This is a genomic window from Botrimarina hoheduenensis, from assembly GCF_007859815.1.
In the GTDB taxonomy this organism is placed as follows: Bacteria; Planctomycetota; Planctomycetia; order Pirellulales; family Lacipirellulaceae; genus Botrimarina; species Botrimarina hoheduenensis.
The window spans coordinates 59,784-81,826 of sequence record NZ_SJPH01000004.1; the positions used below are offsets into that span (position 1 = coordinate 59,784).

At 64.6% G+C, this 22,043-nt stretch carries 18 protein-coding genes; 12 read left to right on the forward strand and 6 right to left on the reverse strand.

What is annotated here, in order from left to right:
• The first annotated feature begins 107 nt into the window (after positions 1–107).
• The 6 genes from crtI to Pla111_RS10265 all read left to right on the forward strand — a co-directional run bounded on the left by crtI (position 108) and on the right by Pla111_RS10265 (position 7,847).
• A complete protein-coding gene (crtI, locus tag Pla111_RS10240; protein ID WP_146574017.1) occupies positions 108–1,640 on the forward strand; it encodes a phytoene desaturase family protein in 1,533 nt (510 codons plus the stop codon).
• 105 nt (positions 1,641–1,745) lie between these two features.
• The gene (locus Pla111_RS10245) at positions 1,746–2,636 is read left to right on the forward strand and encodes a squalene/phytoene synthase family protein (RefSeq protein WP_146574019.1); all 891 of its coding nucleotides are present in this window, start codon (positions 1,746–1,748) and stop codon (positions 2,634–2,636) included.
• Entirely contained in the window at positions 2,636–4,132 is a 1,497-nt protein-coding gene (locus Pla111_RS10250; protein ID WP_231930944.1) for an aldehyde dehydrogenase family protein, read from the forward strand. The genes Pla111_RS10245 and Pla111_RS10250 overlap by 1 nt, the downstream gene beginning before the upstream one ends.
• Entirely contained in the window at positions 4,129–5,688 is a 1,560-nt protein-coding gene (locus Pla111_RS10255) for a phytoene desaturase family protein (RefSeq protein WP_146574024.1), read from the forward strand. The genes Pla111_RS10250 and Pla111_RS10255 overlap by 4 nt, the downstream gene beginning before the upstream one ends.
• A 119-nt stretch (positions 5,689–5,807) precedes the next feature.
• Positions 5,808–6,683, forward strand: coding sequence for a lysophospholipid acyltransferase family protein (locus tag Pla111_RS10260; protein WP_146574026.1), 876 nt, complete (start codon positions 5,808–5,810; stop codon positions 6,681–6,683).
• A gap of 48 nt (positions 6,684–6,731) precedes the next feature.
• Positions 6,732–7,847, forward strand: coding sequence for a glycosyltransferase family 2 protein (locus Pla111_RS10265; protein ID WP_146574028.1), 1,116 nt, complete (start codon positions 6,732–6,734; stop codon positions 7,845–7,847).
• Positions 7,848–7,869: 22 nt separating this feature from the next.
• Here Pla111_RS10265 and Pla111_RS10270 read toward each other — a convergent pair whose 3' ends face one another.
• Both Pla111_RS10270 and Pla111_RS10275 read right to left on the reverse strand, forming a co-directional pair.
• Positions 7,870–9,039, reverse strand: coding sequence for an ABC transporter permease (locus tag Pla111_RS10270; protein ID WP_231930946.1), 1,170 nt, complete (start codon positions 9,037–9,039; stop codon positions 7,870–7,872).
• Positions 9,040–9,073: 34 nt separating this feature from the next.
• Positions 9,074–10,150 (reverse strand): ABC transporter ATP-binding protein, encoded by a 1,077-nt coding sequence (locus Pla111_RS10275; RefSeq protein ID WP_231930948.1) that lies wholly within the window; start codon positions 10,148–10,150, stop codon positions 9,074–9,076.
• A gap of 426 nt (positions 10,151–10,576) precedes the next feature.
• Between Pla111_RS10275 and Pla111_RS10280 the strand changes: the two genes are divergently transcribed.
• Complete coding sequence (locus Pla111_RS10280) at positions 10,577–11,275, forward strand: ECF-type sigma factor (RefSeq protein WP_146574030.1); 699 nt, start codon at positions 10,577–10,579, stop codon at positions 11,273–11,275.
• Between the two features lie 78 nt (positions 11,276–11,353).
• Here the strand turns inward: Pla111_RS10280 and Pla111_RS10285 are convergent, their stop codons facing one another.
• Complete coding sequence (locus Pla111_RS10285) at positions 11,354–12,373, reverse strand: hypothetical protein (RefSeq protein WP_146574032.1); 1,020 nt, start codon at positions 12,371–12,373, stop codon at positions 11,354–11,356.
• A 68-nt stretch (positions 12,374–12,441) separates the two neighbouring features.
• Here Pla111_RS10285 and Pla111_RS10290 point away from each other — a divergent pair, with 68 nt between their 5' ends.
• Together Pla111_RS10290 and Pla111_RS10295 are read left to right on the forward strand one after the other, a co-directional pair.
• Positions 12,442–13,668: a hypothetical protein gene (locus tag Pla111_RS10290; RefSeq protein WP_146574033.1), complete on the forward strand. Its 1,227-nt coding sequence runs from the start codon at positions 12,442–12,444 to the stop codon at positions 13,666–13,668.
• On the forward strand, positions 13,665–14,612 hold the full coding sequence (locus Pla111_RS10295; RefSeq protein ID WP_146574682.1) for a DUF1559 family PulG-like putative transporter: 948 nt from the start codon (positions 13,665–13,667) through the stop codon (positions 14,610–14,612). Before Pla111_RS10290 ends, Pla111_RS10295 begins: the two co-directional genes overlap by 4 nt.
• A 13-nt stretch (positions 14,613–14,625) precedes the next feature.
• Here the strand turns inward: Pla111_RS10295 and Pla111_RS10300 are convergent, their stop codons facing one another.
• Complete coding sequence (locus tag Pla111_RS10300) at positions 14,626–16,701, reverse strand: serine/threonine-protein kinase (protein ID WP_146574035.1); 2,076 nt, start codon at positions 16,699–16,701, stop codon at positions 14,626–14,628.
• A gap of 134 nt (positions 16,702–16,835) precedes the next feature.
• Here Pla111_RS10300 and hisA point away from each other — a divergent pair, with 134 nt between their 5' ends.
• Positions 16,836–17,555, forward strand: coding sequence for a 1-(5-phosphoribosyl)-5-[(5-phosphoribosylamino)methylideneamino]imidazole-4-carboxamide isomerase (gene hisA, locus Pla111_RS10305; RefSeq protein ID WP_146574037.1), 720 nt, complete (start codon positions 16,836–16,838; stop codon positions 17,553–17,555).
• Positions 17,556–17,690: 135 nt separating this feature from the next.
• Here the strand turns inward: hisA and Pla111_RS17235 are convergent, their stop codons facing one another.
• Together Pla111_RS17235 and Pla111_RS10310 are read right to left on the reverse strand one after the other, a co-directional pair.
• A complete protein-coding gene (locus Pla111_RS17235) occupies positions 17,691–17,864 on the reverse strand; it encodes a hypothetical protein (protein WP_197524943.1) in 174 nt (57 codons plus the stop codon).
• A 326-nt stretch (positions 17,865–18,190) separates the two neighbouring features.
• Positions 18,191–18,661: a thioredoxin family protein gene (locus Pla111_RS10310; protein ID WP_146574039.1), complete on the reverse strand. Its 471-nt coding sequence runs from the start codon at positions 18,659–18,661 to the stop codon at positions 18,191–18,193.
• Between the two features lie 571 nt (positions 18,662–19,232).
• Between Pla111_RS10310 and Pla111_RS10315 the strand changes: the two genes are divergently transcribed.
• Together Pla111_RS10315 and Pla111_RS10320 are read left to right on the forward strand one after the other, a co-directional pair.
• A complete protein-coding gene (locus tag Pla111_RS10315) occupies positions 19,233–20,009 on the forward strand; it encodes a hypothetical protein (RefSeq protein ID WP_146574041.1) in 777 nt (258 codons plus the stop codon).
• Between the two features lie 485 nt (positions 20,010–20,494).
• Positions 20,495–21,997 carry a glycoside hydrolase family 16 protein gene (locus tag Pla111_RS10320; RefSeq protein WP_197524944.1) on the forward strand — a complete coding sequence of 501 codons (1,503 nt, stop codon included), beginning with the start codon at positions 20,495–20,497 and terminating at the stop codon, positions 21,995–21,997.
• Positions 21,998–22,043: the final 46 nt, after the last annotated feature.

Genomic DNA, 22,043 nt, shown 5'->3' on the forward strand with positions numbered 1-22,043 from the left:
GACCGGCGTTAAGCCCTTTGCTTCTCTGTGGTAACGTCTAGAAAACTGGCGGCGGAGCTGCGGCTGCGCCCCACGGGGATTAGTTCTTTTTCGCGAACGAGCGTGCGTTGGTTCAATCAGCTAGCAATCAAGAAGTCGCCATCGTTGGTGCCGGACCGGGCGGCCTCGCCGCCGCCATGCTCCTTGCTGCGCGTGGGTGCAAGGTGCGTGTCTTTGAACGCCATACGACCCCCGGAGGAAGAACGTCGAGCCTTGAGGCGGACGGTTTCCGTTGGGATCTGGGGCCCACGTTTTTCTTGTATCCGCGGATCCTTAGCGAGATCTTCGCCGAATGCGGCCGCGATCTGATGACCGAGACGCCCATGACGCGGCTCGACCCCCAGTATCGGCTGGTCTTCGGCGAAGGCCCCCAGCAACGACCGGGAGTTCTGGACGCGACGCCCAACATCGAACGGATGGAAGCGGAAATCGCCCGCCTTTCGCCGAGCGATGCGGGGGCGTTCCGACGCTTCCTCGTGGAGAACCGCAACAAACTGGCGGCGTTCACGCCGATCCTCGAATCGCCCTTCTACAAGCTGACCGATTTACTCCGTCCCGAGGTGTTGCGTTCAGCGCATCTGGTGCGGCCGTGGCGCTCACTCTATCGCGAAGTCGGACGCTACTTTAACGATCCAAGACTGCAACTGGCGTTCACGTTTCAGGGCAAGTACCTGGGCATGAGCCCGTTCCAGTGCCCGAGCCTGTTCTCGATCCTCGCATTCCTGGAGTACGAACACGGCGTGTTTCACCCGACCGGTGGTTGCGGTCAGGTATCGCGACGCATGGCCGAGATCGTCACGGAGATGGGCGGCGAAGTGCGGCTCGGTGAGCCGATCGAGCAGCTTCGGTTTGCGGGGCGTCGCGTGACCGGCGTGCAGACGGCTCGGGGCGAGTACCCCGTGGACTCGCTGGTCATCAATGCCGACTTCGCGCAGACGATGACCGAGCTCACGCCAAACCATCTGCGCAAGCGCTGGACCGACGAGAAGCTGGCTAAGAAGCGTTACAGCTGCAGCACCTTCATGATGTACCTGGGCCTTGATGGCGAGCTGCCCGGCTTGGCTCACCACACAATCTATCTGGCACCCGACTACAAGAAAAACCTAACCGATATCGAGCGCGGCAACCCGCTGGACGACGACTGCTCGGTCTATGTCCAAGCGGCCACGCAGACAGACGCCTCGCTCGCCCCGCCCGGATGCAGTTCGCTGTACGTTCTTGTGCCAACACCCAACCTGGGTGTCAGCCGGGGCAAGATCGACTGGGCCACCGAAACGCCACGCATGCGGCGCATCGTCTTCGATCAACTCAAGGAGCTGGGAGTCGAGAACGCCGAAGCCCGCCTCCGCACCGAACGGATCGTCACGCCCGACGACTGGCTGGCACAGCACCACATCTACCGGGGGGCGACCTTCAATCTTGCCCACAGTCTTGACCAGATGCTGTACTGGCGGCCCCACAACCGTTTCGAGGATCTGGAGGGAGTTTACTTGGTTGGTGGCGGAACGCACCCCGGCAGCGGTCTGCCAACGATCTACAGCTCGGCACGAATCGCCTGCGATACCCTGATGGAAGACCTCGGTATCGCTTCAGCGGCTTGAAACTCGCGACAGCGGCCCCCTTGCGACGCGCTGCACACCACCAAACAAAAAGTCCCCGTTTGTGAGGGGACTCTATCCCCCAATCGAAGCTGCCCGCCTGCCCCGATGATGCGTCGCGAACTGATCGACGAGCTGCTGCAGAAGACAAGCCGGACGTTTGCGCTGGCCATCCCGCTGCTGCCCGAAGCATTATGCGCCGAGGTGGGCGTTGGCTACTTGTTGTTCCGGATTGCCGATACGCTGGAAGATGCGCCCCGACTCGGGCGAGACGCACGCATCGCCGAGCTACAAGATTGGATCACGCTGCTGCAAGAGCCCACGCACGACGCAGCACAGCAGCTTGCCGCGCGCTGGAAAATTTCTCCCCCGTCCGACAACGAAGACTACAACTACTTGCTGAGTGAAACGCCAGCCGTCATCGGAGCGTTGCACGCTTTGCCGAGCGACTCGCAAGCCGTGATCCTTCGCCATGCGATCCGCTCCGCGCAGGGTATGGCGGAGACTCTCGCCGGTGCCGACATCAGAGGATCGTTCCGTCTGACCTCGCTCGCCGACCTGCAACAGTACTGTTACTACGTTGCGGGGATTGTCGGCGAGATGCTCACCGACCTGTTCGCCTTGCGGCTGCCCCCCTCCAAGGCGCGCGACGCTCTGGCCAACAGCGCTGCCCGTTTCGGCGAAGCCCTCCAGCTGGTGAACATCCTCAAAGACGCCCCCGACGATGCCCGCGACGGTCGCACCTATCTGCCCACCGCTCCGCCCCATACGGAGGTGATCGCCCTGGCACGCGACAACCTGGCTCATGCCGCACGCTACGCGGCCCATCTCGAAGCCGCCGGTGCCGCTGCAGGTATGGTTGCCTTTGTCACCCTGCCCCGCACGCTGGCCGAGGCAACGCTCGACGAACTGGAACGCGGCAACCGCAAGGTGGCCCGCTCGGTTGTCAGCGCGAAACTGGCCGAAGCCCAGGCGATCCGTTCGGGGCAAGCGACATGATGGCGAGCGCTGCGCAAAACGCCGCAACGATCCCCGCGATCGACGCCGCTCGCGCTGCGCAGACGTCTTGGCGTCGGCTTTCGCCACGTCAGCGGATCGACCGACTGCTGGCGGTACGCCGTGCGATCGGGACGGATCCTCAGCGATGGGCCAACGTTTGTACTCCGCCCCAAGACCGCACCAATGCCGAAAGCTTGGCCGCTGAGGTCGCCCCGCTGGCCGACGCGGTGCAATGGCTCAAGCGGTACGGTGCCGCGACACTCAAGCAGCGTCACGCCGAAGGAAGCCGATTCGGATGGCTGCGGCCGGGTTCCCTGACGCTGGTCGTCGAACGAAAGCCGCTGGGAGTTGTGCTGGTAATTGGTGCGAGCAATTACCCCCTGTTCTTGTTGGCCGTCCCCGCCCTACAGGCTTTAGCGGCGGGCAACGCGGCGCTGCTGAAACCCCCGCCCGGCGGCGCAGCGGCCGCGGCGCTGTTGCACGAAACCCTTGTGGTGGCCGGGGTCGATCCGCGGCTTTGCCCCGTTCTGGCAAGCACGCGCGAAGCCGCTGAGGAGGCGATCGACGCGGGCGTCGATCATGTTGTCGTCACCGGTTCGGCCGAAACCGGACGCGCCGTTGCCCGCAGTGCCGCGGAACGCCTCACTTCCTGCACGCTCGAGTGCTCCGGCAACGACGCCATGGTGGTGCTCAACGGTGCCAATCTGGACCGCGTCGCCGTGTGCCTCGCCTGGGGTCTGATGCTCAACAGCGGGGCGACGTGCATCGCCCCACGGCGCGTTATCCTCGGAGCCGATCAAATTGACGACCTGCTCCGCCGACTCAAGCCCCGACTCCGCGCGCGTCCGGCCCGTAGAATCACGGAGCGTGTCGCGCAGGACGTCGTCCGGTTGGTGGGCGAGGCGATCACCGCTGGTGCGACGGTTGAATGGCCCGAGAAGCTCGACCTAACCGTGATAGCCGAGCGTCATACTTGCCCCCCGATCGTGCTCCGCCACAGCGCGAACTCGCGAGCCCTCGACCCCGTGGATCTGTTTGGCCCCGTTGCGACGCTTACGGTGGCGGAAACCGATGACGAACGGGTCGCCGCCGCGAACCGCAGCGCCTACGCTCTGGGGGCATCGGTCTTTGGCCCCCCTGGATTCGGCGAAGCCGACGAAAGGGCCCGTGAACTGCTAGCGGGGTGTGTAACGCTGGAAGACGTGATCGCGCTGACCGCTGATGCTCGCGTCCCTTTCGGCGGCACCGGCAGCAGCGGCTACGGCGTCACCCGCGGACGCGAGGGGCTGCTCAACCTGACACGGCCGCAAGCGATCGTTCGTCGGCACGGCGACTGGTTGCCCCACCTCGACCCCGAAACCGCCGCCCTGCCCGACCTGATCGCGGCGATGATCCAAACGCAACACGCTCCCGGGCTAGCCGCGCGGTGGCGTGCCGTGCGACGATTCCTCCAAGCCGCCAAGCTTCACCAGCAACAGAAGAAGGAACGCACATGATTGCCAGCGCAAAGCCCAACGGATCGACACGCGTGGCGGTAGTGGGGGGTGGCCTGGGCGGGCTCGCGGCGGCCTGCACGCTCGCGGCACGCGGCTACAAGGTTGCGCTATTTGAGCGCAACGCTACGGTCGGCGGCAAGGCGGTTCAGCTCCGCCGCGAGGGTTACCGCTTCGACATGGGGCCCACGATCCTCACCCTGCCCAGCGTGCTCCGGCGGATCTTCGCCGAGGCCGGCCACAACCTGGACGACCGGCTCGAGCTAGTCCGGCTGGACCCCCAGTGGCGGTGCTTCTTTGAAGATCGGTCCGTGCTCGATCTCGTGGCCGACATCCCGGCGATGAAGCAAACCCTGCAGGCCTTCTCGGGCGATCCGGCGGTGGGAGCGGGCTACGAGAAGTTCCTCGCCACCAGCAAGCGGTTGCACGAAATCTCCGACCGCTTCTTCTTCTGGAAAAGCGTCGGCGGCATCGTCGATACGATGGATGTCGGCGGAACGTTTAATGCCAAAGTACTGGGCGATCTGCTGCAACTGCGGATGGGGCAAACCGTTGCCGGGACGGTCCGCTCGCACGTGCCCGACGAACGCGTTGCGCAGATGATCGACCACTTTACGCAGTACGTTGGATCAAGCCCCGAGGCCTCTCCCGCGGTGCTGTGCGGCATCGCTCACATGCAAACGGAAGAGGGAGTGTGGTACCCAATGCAGGGCACCCGCGCCGTGCCCGAGGCCCTAGCCAAGCTCGCCGCCGAGCTCGACATCGAGGTCCACACTGAGACCCCTGTCCGCCGGATCGTTGTCGAGAACGGGCGTGCGGTCGGTATCGAAACGGAAGCGGGGGAACGCCACGCGGCCGATGCGGTCGTAAGCAACTGTGACAGTGTGCTCACCCACCGTGAGCTGCTGGGCGAGGGGCCTCGCTCGCCCTTCCTCAAACGTCGCAAGTACGAGCCCGCGTGCTCGGGCGTTGTGCTCTATCTGGGTCTGAACCGGCGTTACGAGCAGCTCCTGCACCACAACTTTATTTTTTCCGAAGACCCTCACATCGAGTTCGATGCGATTTACAACCGGGGCGTTCCCGCACCGGATCCAACCGCCTACGTGTGCGCGCCGGCGATCACCGAGCCCGGTGTCGCTCCCGACGGGGGCGAAGCCCTCTACATTCTGGTTCACACGCCCTACCGGCGTGATGGCCAAGACTGGAGCCAGATGCTGCCGGCGTATCGCGAAACGATCCTCGACAAGCTCGAACGCACGGCGGGCATGGAAAACCTGCGCGACGCGATCGTTGTCGAAGCGTCGCTCACGCCGGCCGACATCGAGAGCCGCTACAACGTTCTGCGCGGTGCGATCTACGGGCTGGCGAGCCACGGACGGTTCTTCGGGGCGTTCAAACCCGCCAACCGCAGCCGCGACGTGAAAGGGCTCTATCTTGCCGGCGGGGCCGCCCACCCCGGCCCGGGCATGCCAATGGTGCTCATGAGCGGCTGGATCGCGGCCGATTCGCTGGACGCCGACTACGAGCGAGTAGGCGAGCACGCGACCGCTTCGGTCTGACCTGCCACGCTGTGGTGTCTCGCGGCAAACGAGGCCGCCTCGCTGCAACCCCGCCGTGCGGCTATCGTTGACACACTCCTGCAAGCCGGTGGCAATGATTCTCGACTCTTTCGTGCGGCATGGCGAAGACTACGAAATCGATCGACGCCACGCCGCGAGTCTCGCCATGGTTGCTCGGCTGGTTCCGCTGGTACCTGCGGGGCTACCTGCCCCGGGGTCTGCACTCGCTGTGCGTGGCGACCGATTCGCCGCTCGAAGTCGCCGACGAAACTCCGCTCATTGTTTTTCTCAACCACGCTTCGTGGTGGGATCCGGTGGTGTCGATCCATCTGTCGGCGGTTGAATCCCCTGGCCGTACGATCTACGCCCCCTTCGACGAGGCGGCGCTCGAACGGTACCCGATCTTCGAACGACTGGGGTTCTTTGGTGTGGATCAGACCTCGCGTCGCGGAGCAGCGCAGTTCCTCAGGACCACGCGGGCCGTGCTGGGAGTCCATGGGGCCAGCGTGTGGATGACCCCCGAAGGACGGTTCGTTGATCCGCGTGACGACACGGCCCCGTTCGAGCCCGGTTTGGCGCATCTGGCGCATCACCTGGCAACCAGCCATGACCAAGCGCTGCGGCAAACGGTCCTTCGGCCGCTGGCGATCGAGTACCCGTTGTGGGAAGAGCGCCTTCCCGAATGCCTGTGCCGCTGGGGAAAAGAGATCCGCGTGGCAGACCACGCCGGGCTCTCGAAAGCGGAGTGGAACACGCTCTTAGAAGAGCAACTGCGCTCGACACAACGGCGTTTGGCCGAGATCTCGCTCGCCCGCGATCCGGCGGCCTTCCGGGTGCTGTTGGGCGGTAGCGAGGGGGTCGGGGGGCTGTACGAGCGCTTCCGGCGCACGCTGGCCTGGCTCCGTGGTCAGCCTTATCGTGCAGCGCATGGCGAAAAGCTACGAAAGCCTCAAGTGCCCGCGGACCCTGAGGAAGAACGCTCGCTCGGTGCCTAACCGGTGCTTCACCGTACGTCACGCTCCCGGTCTAAAACTCGCCCGCTGATGCTCATCTTACTCGCCCTGTTTTGCTTGTTCTTTGCGGCAGCGCCGGCGTGGTTCTACTTCCGCAACGTCGGGGTTTTTCGCGTGGCTCCTGCGCCGGAGAGCGCCCCGGCTGGTATGGCGATCTCGGTGCTGATCCCCGCCCGAAACGAAGCCGCGAATATCGAGGAGGCCATCGCTTCGGTCCTCAGGGCCGCCGAGGGCCCCACGCCCGTTCAGGTCGAGGTGCTCGCCCTGGACGACGCCTCTGAAGACGACACCGCAGAACGCGTGCAACGCCTTAGCGCAGCCGATCCGCGCGTACGGCTCATCACGGGGGAAAAACTCCCTGCCGGATGGAACGGCAAGCAGCACGCCTGCCAGCAGCTGGCCGATGCGGCGACGCACGACACGCTGCTGTGGATGGATGCCGATGTCCGTCTCGAACCCGGCGCGCTGCCCCGACTGGTTGCGCAGCAAGCGCTGTGTGGCGCTGATTTGGTGAGCGGCTTCCCCCGCCAGATTACCGGCACACCGCTCGAGAAGCTGATGCTGCCGCTGATCCAGTTCGTGCTGCTCAGCTTCCTCTCCTTGCGTGCCATGCGCAGCGACGGGCGGCCGGGATTCGCAGCGGGCTGCGGGCAACTCTTCTTCACGCAGCGGACGGCGTACCGTGCGGCGGGGGGGCACGCAGCGATCCGCGCTTCGCGGCACGACGGACTCACTCTTCCACGGGCCTACCGCACCGCGGGGCTAACCACCGACGTGTTCGACGCAACCGATCTGGCTCGCTGCCGGATGTACGCCGGTGCGGGGGCCGTGTGGCGCGGCCTTGCCAAGAACGCCACGGAGGGGGTCGCAACTCCCGCGCTGATCGGCCCGGTATCCTTGGTATTAGCACTGGGGCAAGTTGCGTGGGCCCCGTTGCTGTTGGTCGGAGGATTAACCAGCGTATTGGCCGGCTTGGCGGGCGTCTGCGTGCTGGCTCCGCGGTTAGACGCGGCGGTGCGGTTTCGCCAGCCCTTGCTGACCTGGATCCTCCATCCGCTTGCCGTAACCCTGTTTCTGATCATCCAGTGGGAAGCCTTGCTACGCAAAGCCCTGGGGCGTCCTGTCCGGTGGCGCGGGCGGGTTTGAGCGAGCGTGTCAGGCTCGCGGCTCACGCCGTTTCCCAGCGCATCGCCAGAACCCGCGCTGCTATCAGCAGCAGCGCTGCCGACCCCACCATCACCGCCACCTCGGGCCACAGCTCGGCGGTTGGCAGATCGCGCCAGAAGAGCTTCGTGTAACCATCAATCGCCCAGGCGTTGAAGGTTGCGCGGCCGAGTTGTTGCATCGTGTCGCTCATGATGTAGCGCGGCACCATGCTTCCGCCGAGGGCCGACATCGTCAGCACCAGCACGACCGAGACGGCGTTCAACTGGGCCCGGGTCCGGCACGCCGCCGCCAAGGCGAGCGCGAGCGCTGCCGCAGCACCAGCGGTAACCAGCGTCAGCAGCAGAAAGCCGTCCCAGCGTCGCGCAACATCGAGGCCGAACGCCAGTTGGGCCCAAGTGAACATCACCACCACCTGGCACACGCCCACCAGTCCTAGCTGTAGCCATTTGCCCAACAGCACGTGCGTCATGCCCACCCGCGAAGCGAGCAACCGTTCGAGCGTTTGATTCTCTTCCTCTTCCAGCAGCGATCCGGCCGCGCCGGTCGCGCTAAACAGCAAGAACATGACCGCAATACCTGCCGCGTACATGGAAACAGCGGGATTCGTTTTGCCCCCGGTGAAGAGGTCGATCACCTCGACGCTCGCGTTGGCCTGTTTCGCGGGGGCTGCAGGCGGTGCGGGCAGGTCGGCCCGCGGCGTACCGGCGAGCGCTTTGCCGAGCGTCTCTTGCACCAGGGCTTTCATCACTTTCGGACCGATCTGATCCGAAGAATCGGCGAGCAAAAACAGCTTGGTGGGCTCGGCGGTGCGGAGCGAATCGCCCCAGCCCTCGGGCACAACAATCGCGACGGTCGCTTGCCCACGCACAACCGCATCGCGTGTCGCATCGAGGGCGTTGATCCCGTCGTCCCGAATATCTTCCACCACGCCGATCGCTTCTGAGTCGGTAAGTCGCTGCACAAAGTCCTGTGAAAGCGGTGTGCGATCCAGATCCGTGAGCACCGTCTTAATTTTCGCGGTTCTGCCAGAACCAACCCCGCCCGTAAAAATCATCGCGAAGATCGTGAAGAACGCGACCGGGACGACAAACGTGAGCAGCAGCTCCAGCTTGCCGTGCCACAGGCGGCGCAAGCCAACCAGGGCGACTTCGATAATGAGGCGCAGATTCACGGAGGGGGGCGTTCTTAATACCAGGGGGGAGCGATCACTCGCGCAGCTCGCGACCAGTAAGGTGCAGAAAGACCGCTTGCAGCGTTGGTGCGGTGACCTCCACGTCACGAACTTCGCCGCCCGCGTTAGAGATCTTCTCCAACAACCGCGGCAGCTCCAGAGCCACGCTGCGGACACTCGTGCGCAGGGTCAACGGATCGTGTCCGCTATCGCGGCGGGACATCGTTAGTTCGCTCTGAGGAGACGTCGAGGACGTCGGCCCGTAGCCGTTGTTTCCGTCGCCGTTGAGTACGCTGCCGTTGGGTCCGCTGCCGTTCAAAGCTTGGCCCAGCGTAGCGCGGGCCAAGGCGGGCGTGTTGCTGCCTAGCGCAACGCTCTTGAGCACCTCCGGCGCTAGCGGTCGGGCAAGTCGGATCGTGGCCTGTCGATCGGAACCCACCGTCTCACGGATCAGCTCGCCAACCGTCCCCTCCGCGATCACGCGCCCGTGGTCGATGATCAGCACACGCTCGCAACGCGTCTCGGCTTCTTCCAAGTGATGGGTCGTTAGCAAGATCGTCGTGCCCGCTTGGCGGAGCGTGTCGATCATCGCGAAGATTCGCTCGCGGCTCTGGGGGTCAACGCCCACGGTGGGCTCGTCCAGCAGCAGCACGGCGGGCTCGTGCAGCACGCCGCAGGCGATGTTGACCCGCCGCTTCATGCCGCCCGAGAACGTCTTTGGGAGTGCCTCGACGCGATCCTTCAGGCCGGTCCATTCGAGCGCCCACTCGATTCGTTCACGCAGCAACGCTCCGCGCAGGCCGTGAAACACGCCAAAGGCGTGCAGATTCTCGCGTACCGACAGGTCCGGATAGATGCCCAAATCTTGCGGCACGAACCCCAACCGCTCGCGTCCGCCGCGGGCGGGGAGCGGCTGGCCGAAGAGTTCGATGCTGCCCGCGTCGGGTCGACAGCGGCCGATCAGGCAGCGGATCAACGTGGTCTTGCCGGCACCGTTGGGTCCCAAGAGACCGACAAGTTGCCCCTGCTGGGCCTGAAACGAAACGCCGTCTAGCGCACGCCGCTCGCCAAAAGCTTTGACGAGGTCGGCGACAGCGAGCGCAAGGGGCATCGAGGCGATCGTGAGGGCCTGGCGGGCGCGGGATGGATCTCAAGCCCTTGGGGCCTGACCGGTTCATCGTAGGGGCTTACGCTGAATCACGCACGACGGAACTGCCAGAGACCCGCCGGCTTAACTCCCCCCAGACCCCCAAACCACCCTGCACGCCGTGGATCGCACCCTCTTCGGGCGGCTCATGCGCCCAACTCGGGGAGCGACCGATCCACGTGGCGGCAGCAACACTGGTCACGAACCCGACACGGATCCTTTACCCGCCGAGACTTCTGCTAGCCGGATCGTGCCCAGAAGACCGTGCCGGTCGGCTAGAAGTCTCCGGGGATTGCTTGATCGCGGCGTTGATCTGGGCGAGACTTTAACCAGTGACGCCAGTCTGAAGCCTCCGGCAAGCACGCCGAACTCCTCCTCCGGGATCACGCCATGGCCTCACAGCGCCCTTCGCTGACAGCCGACTCGAAGGCCGGCCTCAACCCGCTTGATATCGCAACGGTGGAGACGAGCGGCCGCGGATCGGTCACGCACTGGATCGCCCAGCTACGCACGGGCGGCACGGCGGCCGAAGCGCACGCCCAGCAAGAATTGTGGGATCGGTACTTCCGCCGGATTGTCGGGCTGGCTCGGACCAAGCTGGGCACGTTCCCACGGGGACCGGTCGATGAAGAGGACGTGGCCATCAGCGCCATGCAGAGCTTGTTTCACGGGTTCGCACGCGATCGCTTCCCGAGCCTTGAGGACCGTAACAATCTGTGGTCGCTGCTGGCGAAAATGACCGCCCGCAAAGCGATCAACCAGCGCAACAAAGAGGGAGCCCTCAAGCGCGGCGGCGGGGCCACGCCGATCCCGATCGGCGTGGCGAGCGATAGCCGATCCACCACCGATCCGCCCGATGACGACTTGGGCCCCGAGTTCATCGTCGCGATGCGCGAGGAGCTGAGCCGCCTCATGCAGCTGCTGCCCGAGGAGCGTCTGCGCGAGATCGCCGGGCTGAAGCTCGAAGGCTACACGAGCGGCGAGATTGCCGAAAAGCTGGGCGTTGTCGAGCGCACCGTCGAACGCAAGCTGAGCCTGATCCGCGCCCACTGGCGGCCCGATCGGGTTCCGCTGGAAGCAGAAGACTGAGCGCTACGCCAACCGATTTTCAGAGAAAACGGCCCCAAGCCGCGCCCTGCATGTCGGGCTGCGGTCCGCTTTACGGATTTACCTGGTAGCGGCGAACGGGCGTCGGCAGCGCCCGTGTATCGCTGCCAGCAACAGCACCAGGCTGAGGCTCGCGGGCTCGGGGACCGAGAGACTCGGCGACGAGATCGTGATCACGGCGTCGGGGTCATCGCCGCCGAGGGTCACGCCGCGATCGGTCAGGGCGTTGTACGAAGGCTCGAGTCCGCCGCCGGAATCCAATCCAAACCGCACACTCACATCCGCTGCGACGCCCAGCACGCCGGCGTCTCCCAGATGATCACGCCACACCGTGTAGTCCGCGACGTCGACCACGGCATTCGCCGAACCATCGGCCGGCGAGGTTCCCGTTGTGCCAAACGCATCTTCCCAAATCGCGTAGTCCGCTGCATCAACCGTGCCGTCATAGTCGTAGTCCCCGGTGGGGATCGAGTGCTCGGTCATGCCGCGATCGCCGACCTGCAAGAAGAGGTTGACCATCGCACCGGGTGTGACGGCCCGAACGCCGATCGTTGCGAGCCGCCAAGCAGGCTCTCCGTCGGCGGCGATCTCGCACTGGGGCTCAGCGAGCGAGCAACCGGGGCCCACGCCGCGGTAGGCGGCGCTCGGGATGAGCGTGAAGGCGTTAATGCCGTACAGCGCGTCCACGCTGCCAGCACCGACTTCCCCCATGGTGTATTCGGACGTCAGCACGGGTGTCGAGGCCGAGTCGCGAACGTACTCAAAGCGATCGGTCGAGCCATCGATGGTATTGGAGAAGACGTACGCCCCGTCCATGAAATCAACACCCGCGGCCGACGACACAAGGTTCAGCGAGAGGTTCTTGAGCTGATCGCCGGGGGTGGGCCGACCCCAAAGATGCAGCGTGAAGATCTCGCCGGGGTTAGCGCCGATCGCAGGTGCCTCCAGCCCGGGCGAGCCGGCGGCCGATGTCGACAGCCAGAATTCGGCGGCGTTAGCTGGTGCCCGACTCGCGAGCAACAGCCCCAGCGCCACGCCCAACAGGGTGCTCCGGCGAATCGCGGCGGACAGAAATTTCAAAAACACGAAGCGCGATGATGCGAAAACAGGTTGCGAGACCCACCTCTTCTTCGACTAAGCTAATCGCTATGGGATGCCGATCGCAAACAAGTCGTTCGGGCCGGTGGCTCTTGATGCTGGCGACGCTGGTCGCCGGATGCCTGCTAAGCGGGTCGACAGAGGCACTCACCACGATCTTCTTCGAGGATTTCGAGGGGCTGCAGCTCCGCCCCCCGGAACAGGAAAACGGGCCTTTCCCTCGCGCGTTTACCCACGTCCCCCCGCCGGGGTGGTTCCGCGACGCCTCCGACGTGCCGGGGGTGGGAACGCCCTCGGTCGGCATCTTTGAATGGGAGGGCTGGTCGTTCGCCGACAAAGATTTCTGGCGGACCGTCACTCGGCCGACCCCCACCGTGCCGACGCCCCGCGATCGCTTCACCTTTGGACAAGGAACGATCGCCGTGGCAGACCCCGATCGCTGGAACGATTTGGGCGATCCTGCCAACCAGCTGGGCTTCTACAACACCCTGCTACGTACCAGGCCGATCGATCTGACCCCCGCGACGGGGGAAGAGCGCTTGCGGCTGCGGTTCGATAGCAGCTGGCGTGGCGGCTGCTGCGACGATGGCGGCAGCTTCAACCCCAACGGCAACAACCAAACCGCGCTCGTCAACGTGGTGGTCGGCACGCAAACATTTGAGGTGCTCCGCTGGGAGTCGGCACCGTACTACGACGTGATCACCCAGAAGCCCACCACCCAGCCGTTCGCCTCGACCGGACAGCCGAACCTGGTGAACGCCGCGTACCGACCCGACAACTTCAACGAGCAGGTCGTGATTGATCTGTCGGCACTGATCCCCAACCCGAGCGGTCAAGCCATGGGGTTCGCCAATTCGATGTCGGGGGAAGACATCGTGATCGAGTTCATCATGGAGGGTGCCGGCGACGACGGCTGGTGGGCCTTTGACGATGTCGAGATGGGTGCCTACTCCACACTGCTTGCCGACATGAACTTCAGCGGCCATCTGGACACCGGCGACTATGGCGATTTTGCCCTGGGCATGCTCGACGAAGAGGCGTATCGCCTGAAGTACTTCGGCGAGTATCCCGAAACCAACGGCAGCCTCGACAGCACGTTTGACTTTGACGACGTGCCGTGGTTTCTCAGCAAGATGACGGGCGTCTCGCCCGAGCCCTCGCTAGCGCTCGCGGCGGCGTTTGCGCAGTTCAGCGTGCCTGAGCCGGGCACGGCAACGCTCGTGTTGAGCGTATTGCTGATAGGTGGCTTCGGGGGCGTGCGAGGCCGTGAGCAATGAGCCCCATCCACCGCGGCAGGAAGCCCGGTTGCCGGCACCAGCGTGGCTTCACGCTGGTCGAGTTGCTGGTGGTGATCGCCGTGATCGCCGTGCTGCTGGGGATGTTGCTCCCCGCGGTGCAGCAAGCGCGCGAAGCGGCACGGCGGAGCGCGTGCCTCTCGAACCTGCGGCAGCAGATCTTGGCGGTGCTCACGCACGAGTCGCATGCGGGTGCGTTGCCGGCCGGGGCATTGCTGCACGCCAATCGCCGCAGCGCGAGCCGGCCCTGGCGGGTTGAAATTCTTCCCCAGCTAGAAGAAGCGGCGGTGCTCGCCAGGCTAGGACCACGCGAAGACGGTGGTGTGGACAACAAAGAACAGCGGGTCCCCGGCGTGTTTGTCTGCCCCAGCGCTGAACCTCCGCCCCCCGACCAGCCGGGCTGGGCCAGCTACGAAGGCATCTCTGGCTGGTGTCCGACCACCGACGCCCAGTGGGATCTCGACCCCCTGTTCTATGGCGAGACCTGCATCAACGGCGTGTTCTTTCCGGGGACGGCCGTGCGGCTGTCGCAGATCACCGATGGCACGTCGCAAACGCTCGCCCTGGGCGAGCGCCTCTACCTGACCTCGCGCGATGCCTGGACCAAGGGTGCCACCTGGAACGGCGCTCCGCGGCTTGCGGACAACGACGTGCGTGAGATGAGCCTGCAGGCGATGCGCAACGTGCGCTATCCGATCAACGGCTCGCCCGATCAGTTCGGGTACTTCGCGGGCGATCCCGCGGCACCCAGCGGATCGGCGACGAGCCTTAAGCCGAATGATTTCTATTTTGGCAGCGCTCATGAAGGCGGAGCGATGTTTGCGCTGGTCGATGGTTCCGCACGGTTCGTCGCCAACGATATGGATATCAACCTGTTTCGCGATCTCGCGACGCGCGACGGCGAAGAAACGGTTTCGGCCCCCTGATCCCGTGCCGCGGCTAGTTCGGCCTCGATTGATCCGCTCCGTTCTTCGTTTCGCTTGGTTGCTGGCGAGGCACGCTGAGCAAGGCCGGCTCGTCCAGCAGCGCCGCGCCGACGCTCGCCCACGAGGCACCGGGCTGCGCTAAGCGCTGCACGATCTTTGGTGCCAGCTGGGCTGCGGCAAGCGTCGGCGGATCGGTCGCCTGCGGCGTGTCGGCAACGGCTTCGACAGTGGCGGAAAGCAAACCGAGTTCGGCGGCCAGCGGATCGCTTGCCTGATCCAGTATTCGTCGCGCGGAGCGAAGCCGCCGTTGGGTCGCAGCCGCCGCCGCGACAGTGTCGCGCTCAGCGGAACGCAGTCGGGCGAGCCACATCGCCGCCAGGGCATGAGCCGACAGCGCCGGGGCGTCGGCCCCGACGGAACGGGCCAACTCGTCGAGCGACGACTCGACCTCGCTCAAGACACGCCGGCCCCGCTCGTCGCCAACGGCGATCGCCAGCAGCGCCGCGGCGAGCCGATCGCGTTGCGCGGCGGCGTTGGCGGGAGCGGACGCCTGGAACAGGGCATCGACTTCGGCTGCGCGTTGCTCCAAGAGCTGTTCGACAATCGATCGGCGTCCGGTGGGCAGCAGCCCGGCGAGTGCCCGGGGCTTGACCGGTGCCTCGCCGCGCTTCAGCCGATCGAGCTCTCCGCGAAGAAGATCGAGGTCATTCCCTGCTTGTTGCACGAGCCGATCGCGCTCGACAAGGCGTTCGGCGAGCGCGGCGCGTTGCTGGGCGAAGACGATCGCAACGAGCGGGCCGGCAACGGCCAACGTGGCACCGAGCAAGAGCGCCGTGGCCAACGCGGGACGGCGGCGGGCCCAACGGGCCGCACGGCCCCAGCGGGTGATCGGTCGGGCCGCGATGGGGCGATGCTCTCGCCACCGCCGCAGTTCCTCGGCAACCGCCTCGGCAGTGGCGTACCGGGCAGCGGGGTTGCGCTCTAAGCACTTCGCACAGATCGTCGCCAGATCGACCGGGGCGTGGGGTGCCAGCCGGCGGACGCTCGGCGCGTCGTCTTTCAAACGCTGCTCGATCTGGCTCGAGGCCGGGCCGCGAAAAGGCAGCTCGCCGGTGAGCATCTCAAAGAGCATGACGCCTAGCGAGTAGATGTCGGTCCGTCGATCGGTCCATTGCGTTTCGCCACCGGCCTGCTCAGGCGACATGTAGGCGGGCGTGCCGAGGACCTGCCCCTGGACCGTCATGGTGATCTCGCCCGTCGCGCGCTTGGCGAGGCCGAAGTCCATCAGACGGGGCTCGCCCCAGACGGTGCCACTCTCCTGCGGACCGTGTGCGAGCATGACGTTGCCCGGCTTGAGGTCGCGGTGGACCACACCCCGCTCGTGGGCGGCGTGCAGGGCGTCGGCAATGGTTGCCAGCAAACGGGCGGCTTGCCGCGGAGCGGGGCGTCCCGCTTTGAGCCGCTCGGCGAGCGACTCGCCGTGGACGAGCTCGCTAACAATGTAGATGGCTTCGCCGTCACGTCCGACCTCGTGAACGGGCACGATGTTCGGATGCGAGAGCTGGGCGGCGGCACGGGCCTCGCGAAAGAACAGCTCCGCCTCGGCCCGCGAGAGCGCCCCGCGGCGGGGGACCTTGATCGCCACCTCGCGGTCCAGGTCCGGATCGTAGGCCCGCCAGACCGCGCCAAAGCCCCCCATGCCCAACTGCTCACGCAACACAAAACGGCCGACGCGCTGCGGTGCCACCGTGTCGGGCTGATCGCCGCCAACCAGTCCGAACACGCTGCCACACGTGCCGCAGGTGATGTTCTCAAGCGACGCATCGGCCAGCAGCTCGACCCCCCCTTCGCAGTGCGGGCAGCGCAGGTGCATGGCGGCGGTGAGCGTGGCGGCCTCGCGGCTAGTCATCTCGCGGGCGATGGCGGCGAGCTCGGCACGGGCCTCGTCGCGGAGATCCTCCGGCAGCTGCGCGAGATAGACCTCGGCGTCGGGCCGTTGGCCGTGGCGCCAGGCCGCCTCAAAGCGATCGCACGCGGCGTCGATAAGCGCCAAACGATCGATCGACGGAGCTTCTTCCGATGCGTCCATGTGGCTAGCGTAACCCAAATGGGCGAAGGGGTATCCGCCGATTTCTGGTGTGCATCTAGGCGACCGAGCCGGCTTGTGAGACGATGGTTTGCTGCTCGTCCCTTCCGCAACCAGCTCGAGACCGTTTCGTACCTATGGAGATCTGGCCCGCGATCGACCTCCGCGGCGGACGGTGCGTACGGCTCCGTCAAGGAGACTATGCCCAAGAGACGGTCTACGGCGACAACCCCGCCAGCGTCGCCCGCACGTTCGCGCACGCCGGTGCCAGCCGGTTGCATGTGGTCGATCTTGATGGTGCCCGCGAAGGCGACCCTGTCAACCTGCCCGCCGTGCAAGAGATCCTCGAAGCCGTCGATATGGTCGTTGAGCTGGGCGGCGGCATCCGCGACGAACAAGCGATCGAGGAGTTGCTTGAGTTCGGCATTGGGCGGCTGGTGCTGGGCACCTCGGCCATCAAGCACACCGATTGGTTTGCAGCGATCGTCGAGCGGTTCCCCCGTCGGTTGGTGCTGGGCATCGACGCCCGCGACGGCTTCGTAGCCACCGACGGCTGGCTCGAAACGAGCAGCACCAACGCCGTCGAACTCGCCGAACGGCTCGCGGACAAGCCGCTGGCGGCGATTGTCTACACCGACATCGCAACCGACGGCATGATGCAGGGCCCCAACGTGCGGGCGATGGCCGAGATGCAGCACGCCGTGGGCGCGCTGCCGGTGGTGGCATCGGGCGGCGTCACCACGCTGGATGACGTGCGCCGGCTGAAGGAAGCGGGCCTCGCCGCGTGCATCATCGGCCGCGCGCTGTACGAAGGAACGATCGACCTGGCCGAGGCGGTCCGCCTCGCCGAGGTCTGATCAGTCGCACCGCGTGAAGACACACACACCGAAGCCCGCTAGGACGAGGCCATCGCGGGCGCAGCCGGCTCTGCTGCGCGGCTTCTGAGAACGCCATCCCAACACCGCGAGGCCAGCCGCACCTCTTAGCGCCCTCTAGACAAGGAGGGCTTCGCTCATCGGCATGACAAACTCGAGGCTGTTTTTCTCCACCGCTTGGTGAGAGAAAGAGCTTATGCGGGGCTCGCAATGAAGCTCGTCGCGGTCGAGGTTCTCTGCCTGCTTGAGCAGGTCTTCAATCAAAGACAAAGAAGCGCAGACGTTGTCCATGGTGGCAGTCTCAAAGGTGAAAAGCAGGGGAATAGCCAAAGGCGGCTCCGCCAACCGCGATAAGCAGACTCTGAAACCTACTATCCGCTGGCTCGGGAGCACCGATGCCGGTCGGAAAGCCAGGGCGACAGCTGGTCTTGCAGGTGGACTTACCGCGTTGACCCGCAGAAACCGACCGCTGCCAGGACAAGCCCTTGCGGGTCGAAGCGGCAGACAAGCGGTCGGAACGCCGCGAAATCGGCGACGGGGACGGGGGCGACCTCGGGGGACGTCGGGGGACAGGGAGGGACGGGGAGGGACGCACAGCATGTGCGCTGGTGCTGGTGCTACTCCGTGGGTAGCGGCTCGCTCAGCAGTGCCAGGAAATCGGTCTTGCTCATGCCGCCTTGCACCCGGTGCAGGACGCTGCCTTGCGGATCCGTGATGATCGTGGTCGGCCAAGCAGCGACTTGGTAGTGTCGTAGCGCCGTGGCCGCTGCGGGTCGTTCGACGTGGATCATCACGGGGATAAACTTCGAGTTAACCCGTGCGGCCACTTGCTCATCGGCAAAGACAGTGCGTTTCATGATCCGACATGGCACGCACCACTCGCCGGTAAAGAACATTAGCAACGGCCTGTCAGTCTGTGCTGCTTGTCGCTGAGCGGCGGGGATGTCATTCGCCCAAGCGATGTCATTGGGGGGGACATAAAAGCAGTACCAGGCGTAAGCCAATGAAACCACGAGTGTGAGACGCCAAAACCAGCGCCATAGCATGAGCCGCCAGCTGGGGACGGTTTGTTCGGTGGGGCGGCTCATGGGCGTTGACTCGAGCGGCGTGTCGTGAAGGGATTCCTGTGGGCCTAGCGAACAATCCCACTTGCCATCTTCCTCGGAAGACGCGGAGCGATGGCACGAACAGCCAGACGGACTGCCTAAGCACCAGAGTATTGCTCTTCATTGATAAGAGTAACCGTGGGAACTATTGCGACCGATTTTCTGGGAATCGTTTGCAATAGGTTGCGCGAAGGTCTAGGTTGATCCTCAGCCTATAGATAGCAAGAATTAATAACGATTGACGGATTGAAGCTCCCTCTAGGCGGACTGGCTAGGCGGGCTGGTCGCCCGCCTGACGCTGCTTGCTGCTAACGCTCCATCGGCTCAGCTCTTTTTTCAGCTCAGCTCGGCTGCTCTTCGGCTCGGCAGCACTCTTCACGGCGCGGCTGCTCTCGGCACGGCTCGGCAGTTCTCTTCTCAGCTCGGCGGTTCTCTGCTCGCTCTTTGCTACTTCCCAAGCCCCTGCGCTAGGCGTTGTGGGTCTTTCAGACCTTCTCCACAGCGAGGGGGGCGGGAGGTTCTCTCTCTCTGCCTTCTCTTAAGGAGTACGCTCGTGAAGCCAACCTTTGTTGGGGCTCTGTGCCTCGCTTTGTTGCCGGCGGCGGTCGCCCCCGGCTTGGAAACCATCACGGTACGCAGCGGCCAATCCTTAGGCTTGCCGGGAGCGCCCGGGGCTCTCGACGACTCCGTGTCCTACAATCCGTGGGGAAATCCGGGCGGAAGCCCCGTCCTTGCGACAGCGTTTACACCGGCCGACTTTGCCGCGACCACGAGCGGTCCTAGCGCGGTGGTGATCTCACCCGTGTCGCCATGGATGGGTGGTGCCGTCGCACCGCTGAGCGACCCGCTAGCGCGCTGGATCAATTTCCGCGAATCCTTCATCGGCCAAACCGGGGCACCGGGCTCGGCGCTCTACTCCGTGCCGTTCACGATCCAATCGCAGTCGTTCAGCCAAGTCCTGCTCTGCATTGAGGGGGGCGTGGACGACACCTTGGGCGATTCGTTTTCAGGGGATAGCCCCAATCTGGAAGGCCTGTATGTGAACGGTATCGCGGTCCCGAGTTCTTTGACGACCATCAACCTGAACTTTGGCACCTTCAACTTCGCCCAGGCATCGACGCACACTGTGGACATCACCGCCAGCGTCACGCCGGGGTTGAACCACTTTTACTTGCTGCAGCGGGACGTCGGCTTCGGTGTGTCGGGGCTGATCTTCAGCGCAACGATCAAGGTCATCCCCGAGCCGACTTGTCTGACGCTCGTCGCGACACTTGCTGTGGCGTCTTGCGGCCGACGACCCGGTCGGCGCTTGCGCCTCAAAGCGGACTGAGGCAGAGCCTTCGCTCCGCTTGCAGGCTTCCCGCCCCAAGCTATGCACTTGGGGCGGGAATCTAGGGTTTGCCGATCGCTCGGGGCGCGTGCTGGTGCCGTGGTCTGGCTCGTGCCCCAGTGTGATTTGTAATGAGCACGTATCGGTCGTGGCATCGTAGGTGTGTAGAAACCTGCCTTGCCGCTGCTTCCACGACTTGAGGCCCTAACCAACCTTGGTTGGCAAGGGATCTTCGGGCTTAGTATACTGCCAAGCGGGTTGGCTAGGCGGTGCTTGCGGCCGGTTGTTGGCGTCGGGACCGCGTGGCCCGGCGTCTGCTGGTCTGGATACCGCACGTCTGGTCCTGGCCAGGGGTGTCGGCAGCCGGCACTAATCTTCATAGCCGGTGCCATACAGACGCCGCTACACTAGTAAGAGTCTCATTCGAGAAGAGCCGAATGATTTGGTGTCGATGTGCTGCTGAGCCTCGCGTTCTGTCGATCGTGATGCTGATCGCCAGTCAGGCAACTCAAGCGCTGGCGGGCGTGGTGATCGTTCCCGGTTGGGGAGCGCCGATCTTCGAAGATAATTTCGACACAGGCGGCATCAACTACGGTGTCTGGGAAGTTGCTAATCGCGCGAACGACGCGAACAACGAGCAGCAGTACTACCACCCCAATCAGGTCTCGGTTGCCGATGGCAAGCTCCATCTCCGCGCCGATCGCGATCCGAACTGGACCTACGGCAAGAACTACAACTCAGGGCTCGTGAGAACCTGGCAAGAGTGGAGCTACGGCCGATTCGAAGCCCGCGCTAAGCTGCCCTACGGTCAGGGATTCTGGCCGGCGATCTGGTTGCTGCCCCGGACGGCATCGTGGCCTGCCGGTGGCGAGATCGACATCATGGAGGCACGCGGAGACGCGCCCTACGGGATGAGCAGCGCACTGCATTGGGGCTGGGATTTCAACTCGCGTCAGTACCGTTCGCAATGGTACGAGAGCGGTGCCAACTTCCAGGCCGGCTACCACGACTACGCGGTTGAGTGGGAGGTTGGTGTCGTCCGCTTTTATGTAGATGGCGTCAACCATTTCACGCTGTACGAGCCCGATGTCGGCATCCCCGGCACGCCTAAGAGCCTGATCCTCAACCTTGCCGTGGGGGGCGATTACTCTGGTTTCCCCGACGGCAGCACCCCCCTCCCCTCGCAGTTTGATATCGATTACGTGCGTGTCTGGCAGCGGCCGGAGATCATCGCCCCGCCCGTCTCGCTCGTGGAAGACCCGGGCTTTGAGCAAGGCGGCGGCGCACTCAACCGCTGGGGAATGTTCGGCAACAGCCTCGGAAACGTCTCTTCCGACTATGGCACCCCGCTAGACGGCGAGCGTTCGCTCAAGCTGTATGGCCAGTTCAGCAATCAAGTGAACTACTCGGGAGTGTTCCAGAGCATCCCGACAACTGAGGGGCTCCTGCTCTCGGCTTCGGTGCAGTCGCTGACCCGATCCGAAGATTCGATCGCGGGTACCGATAACCAAGCCTTGATGAAGCTGGAGTTCTACAGCCAGACCGGGGCCGAGTATGGGTCGGAGCACTTCCTCGGTGAATCGTCGATCATCATCGCCGATCGCTTTTCTTCGGAAGACGTCTGGTCGAATCACGAGCTGCAAACACTGACGCCCGCCGGTGCTGTCGAGGCACGCCTTGCGCTAGTGTTCTTGCAGCCGGCAACAAATGATCCCGGCAGCCTGTTCATTGATAGCGTCACCCTTTCAGCGACACTCGCCGGAGACTACAACCTCGACGGTACCGTCGATTCCGCCGACTACACGGTCTGGCGTGACGGCTTGGGAACAGCCTTTACACCCAGCGACTACAACCGATGGGCGAACAACTACGGTGCCACGATCGGGCCCGGTTCGCAGGCCGTGCCTGAACCCTTGACCGGATGGCTTGCTGCGCTGGCTGGCAGTGCCTTAGGGTGCCGAGTTTCGCGATCGCAGCCCCGGTGTTAAGCGGGCGAGAGTTGCTGAGCTTTGTCGGCGGACTCTACTGGCTCGC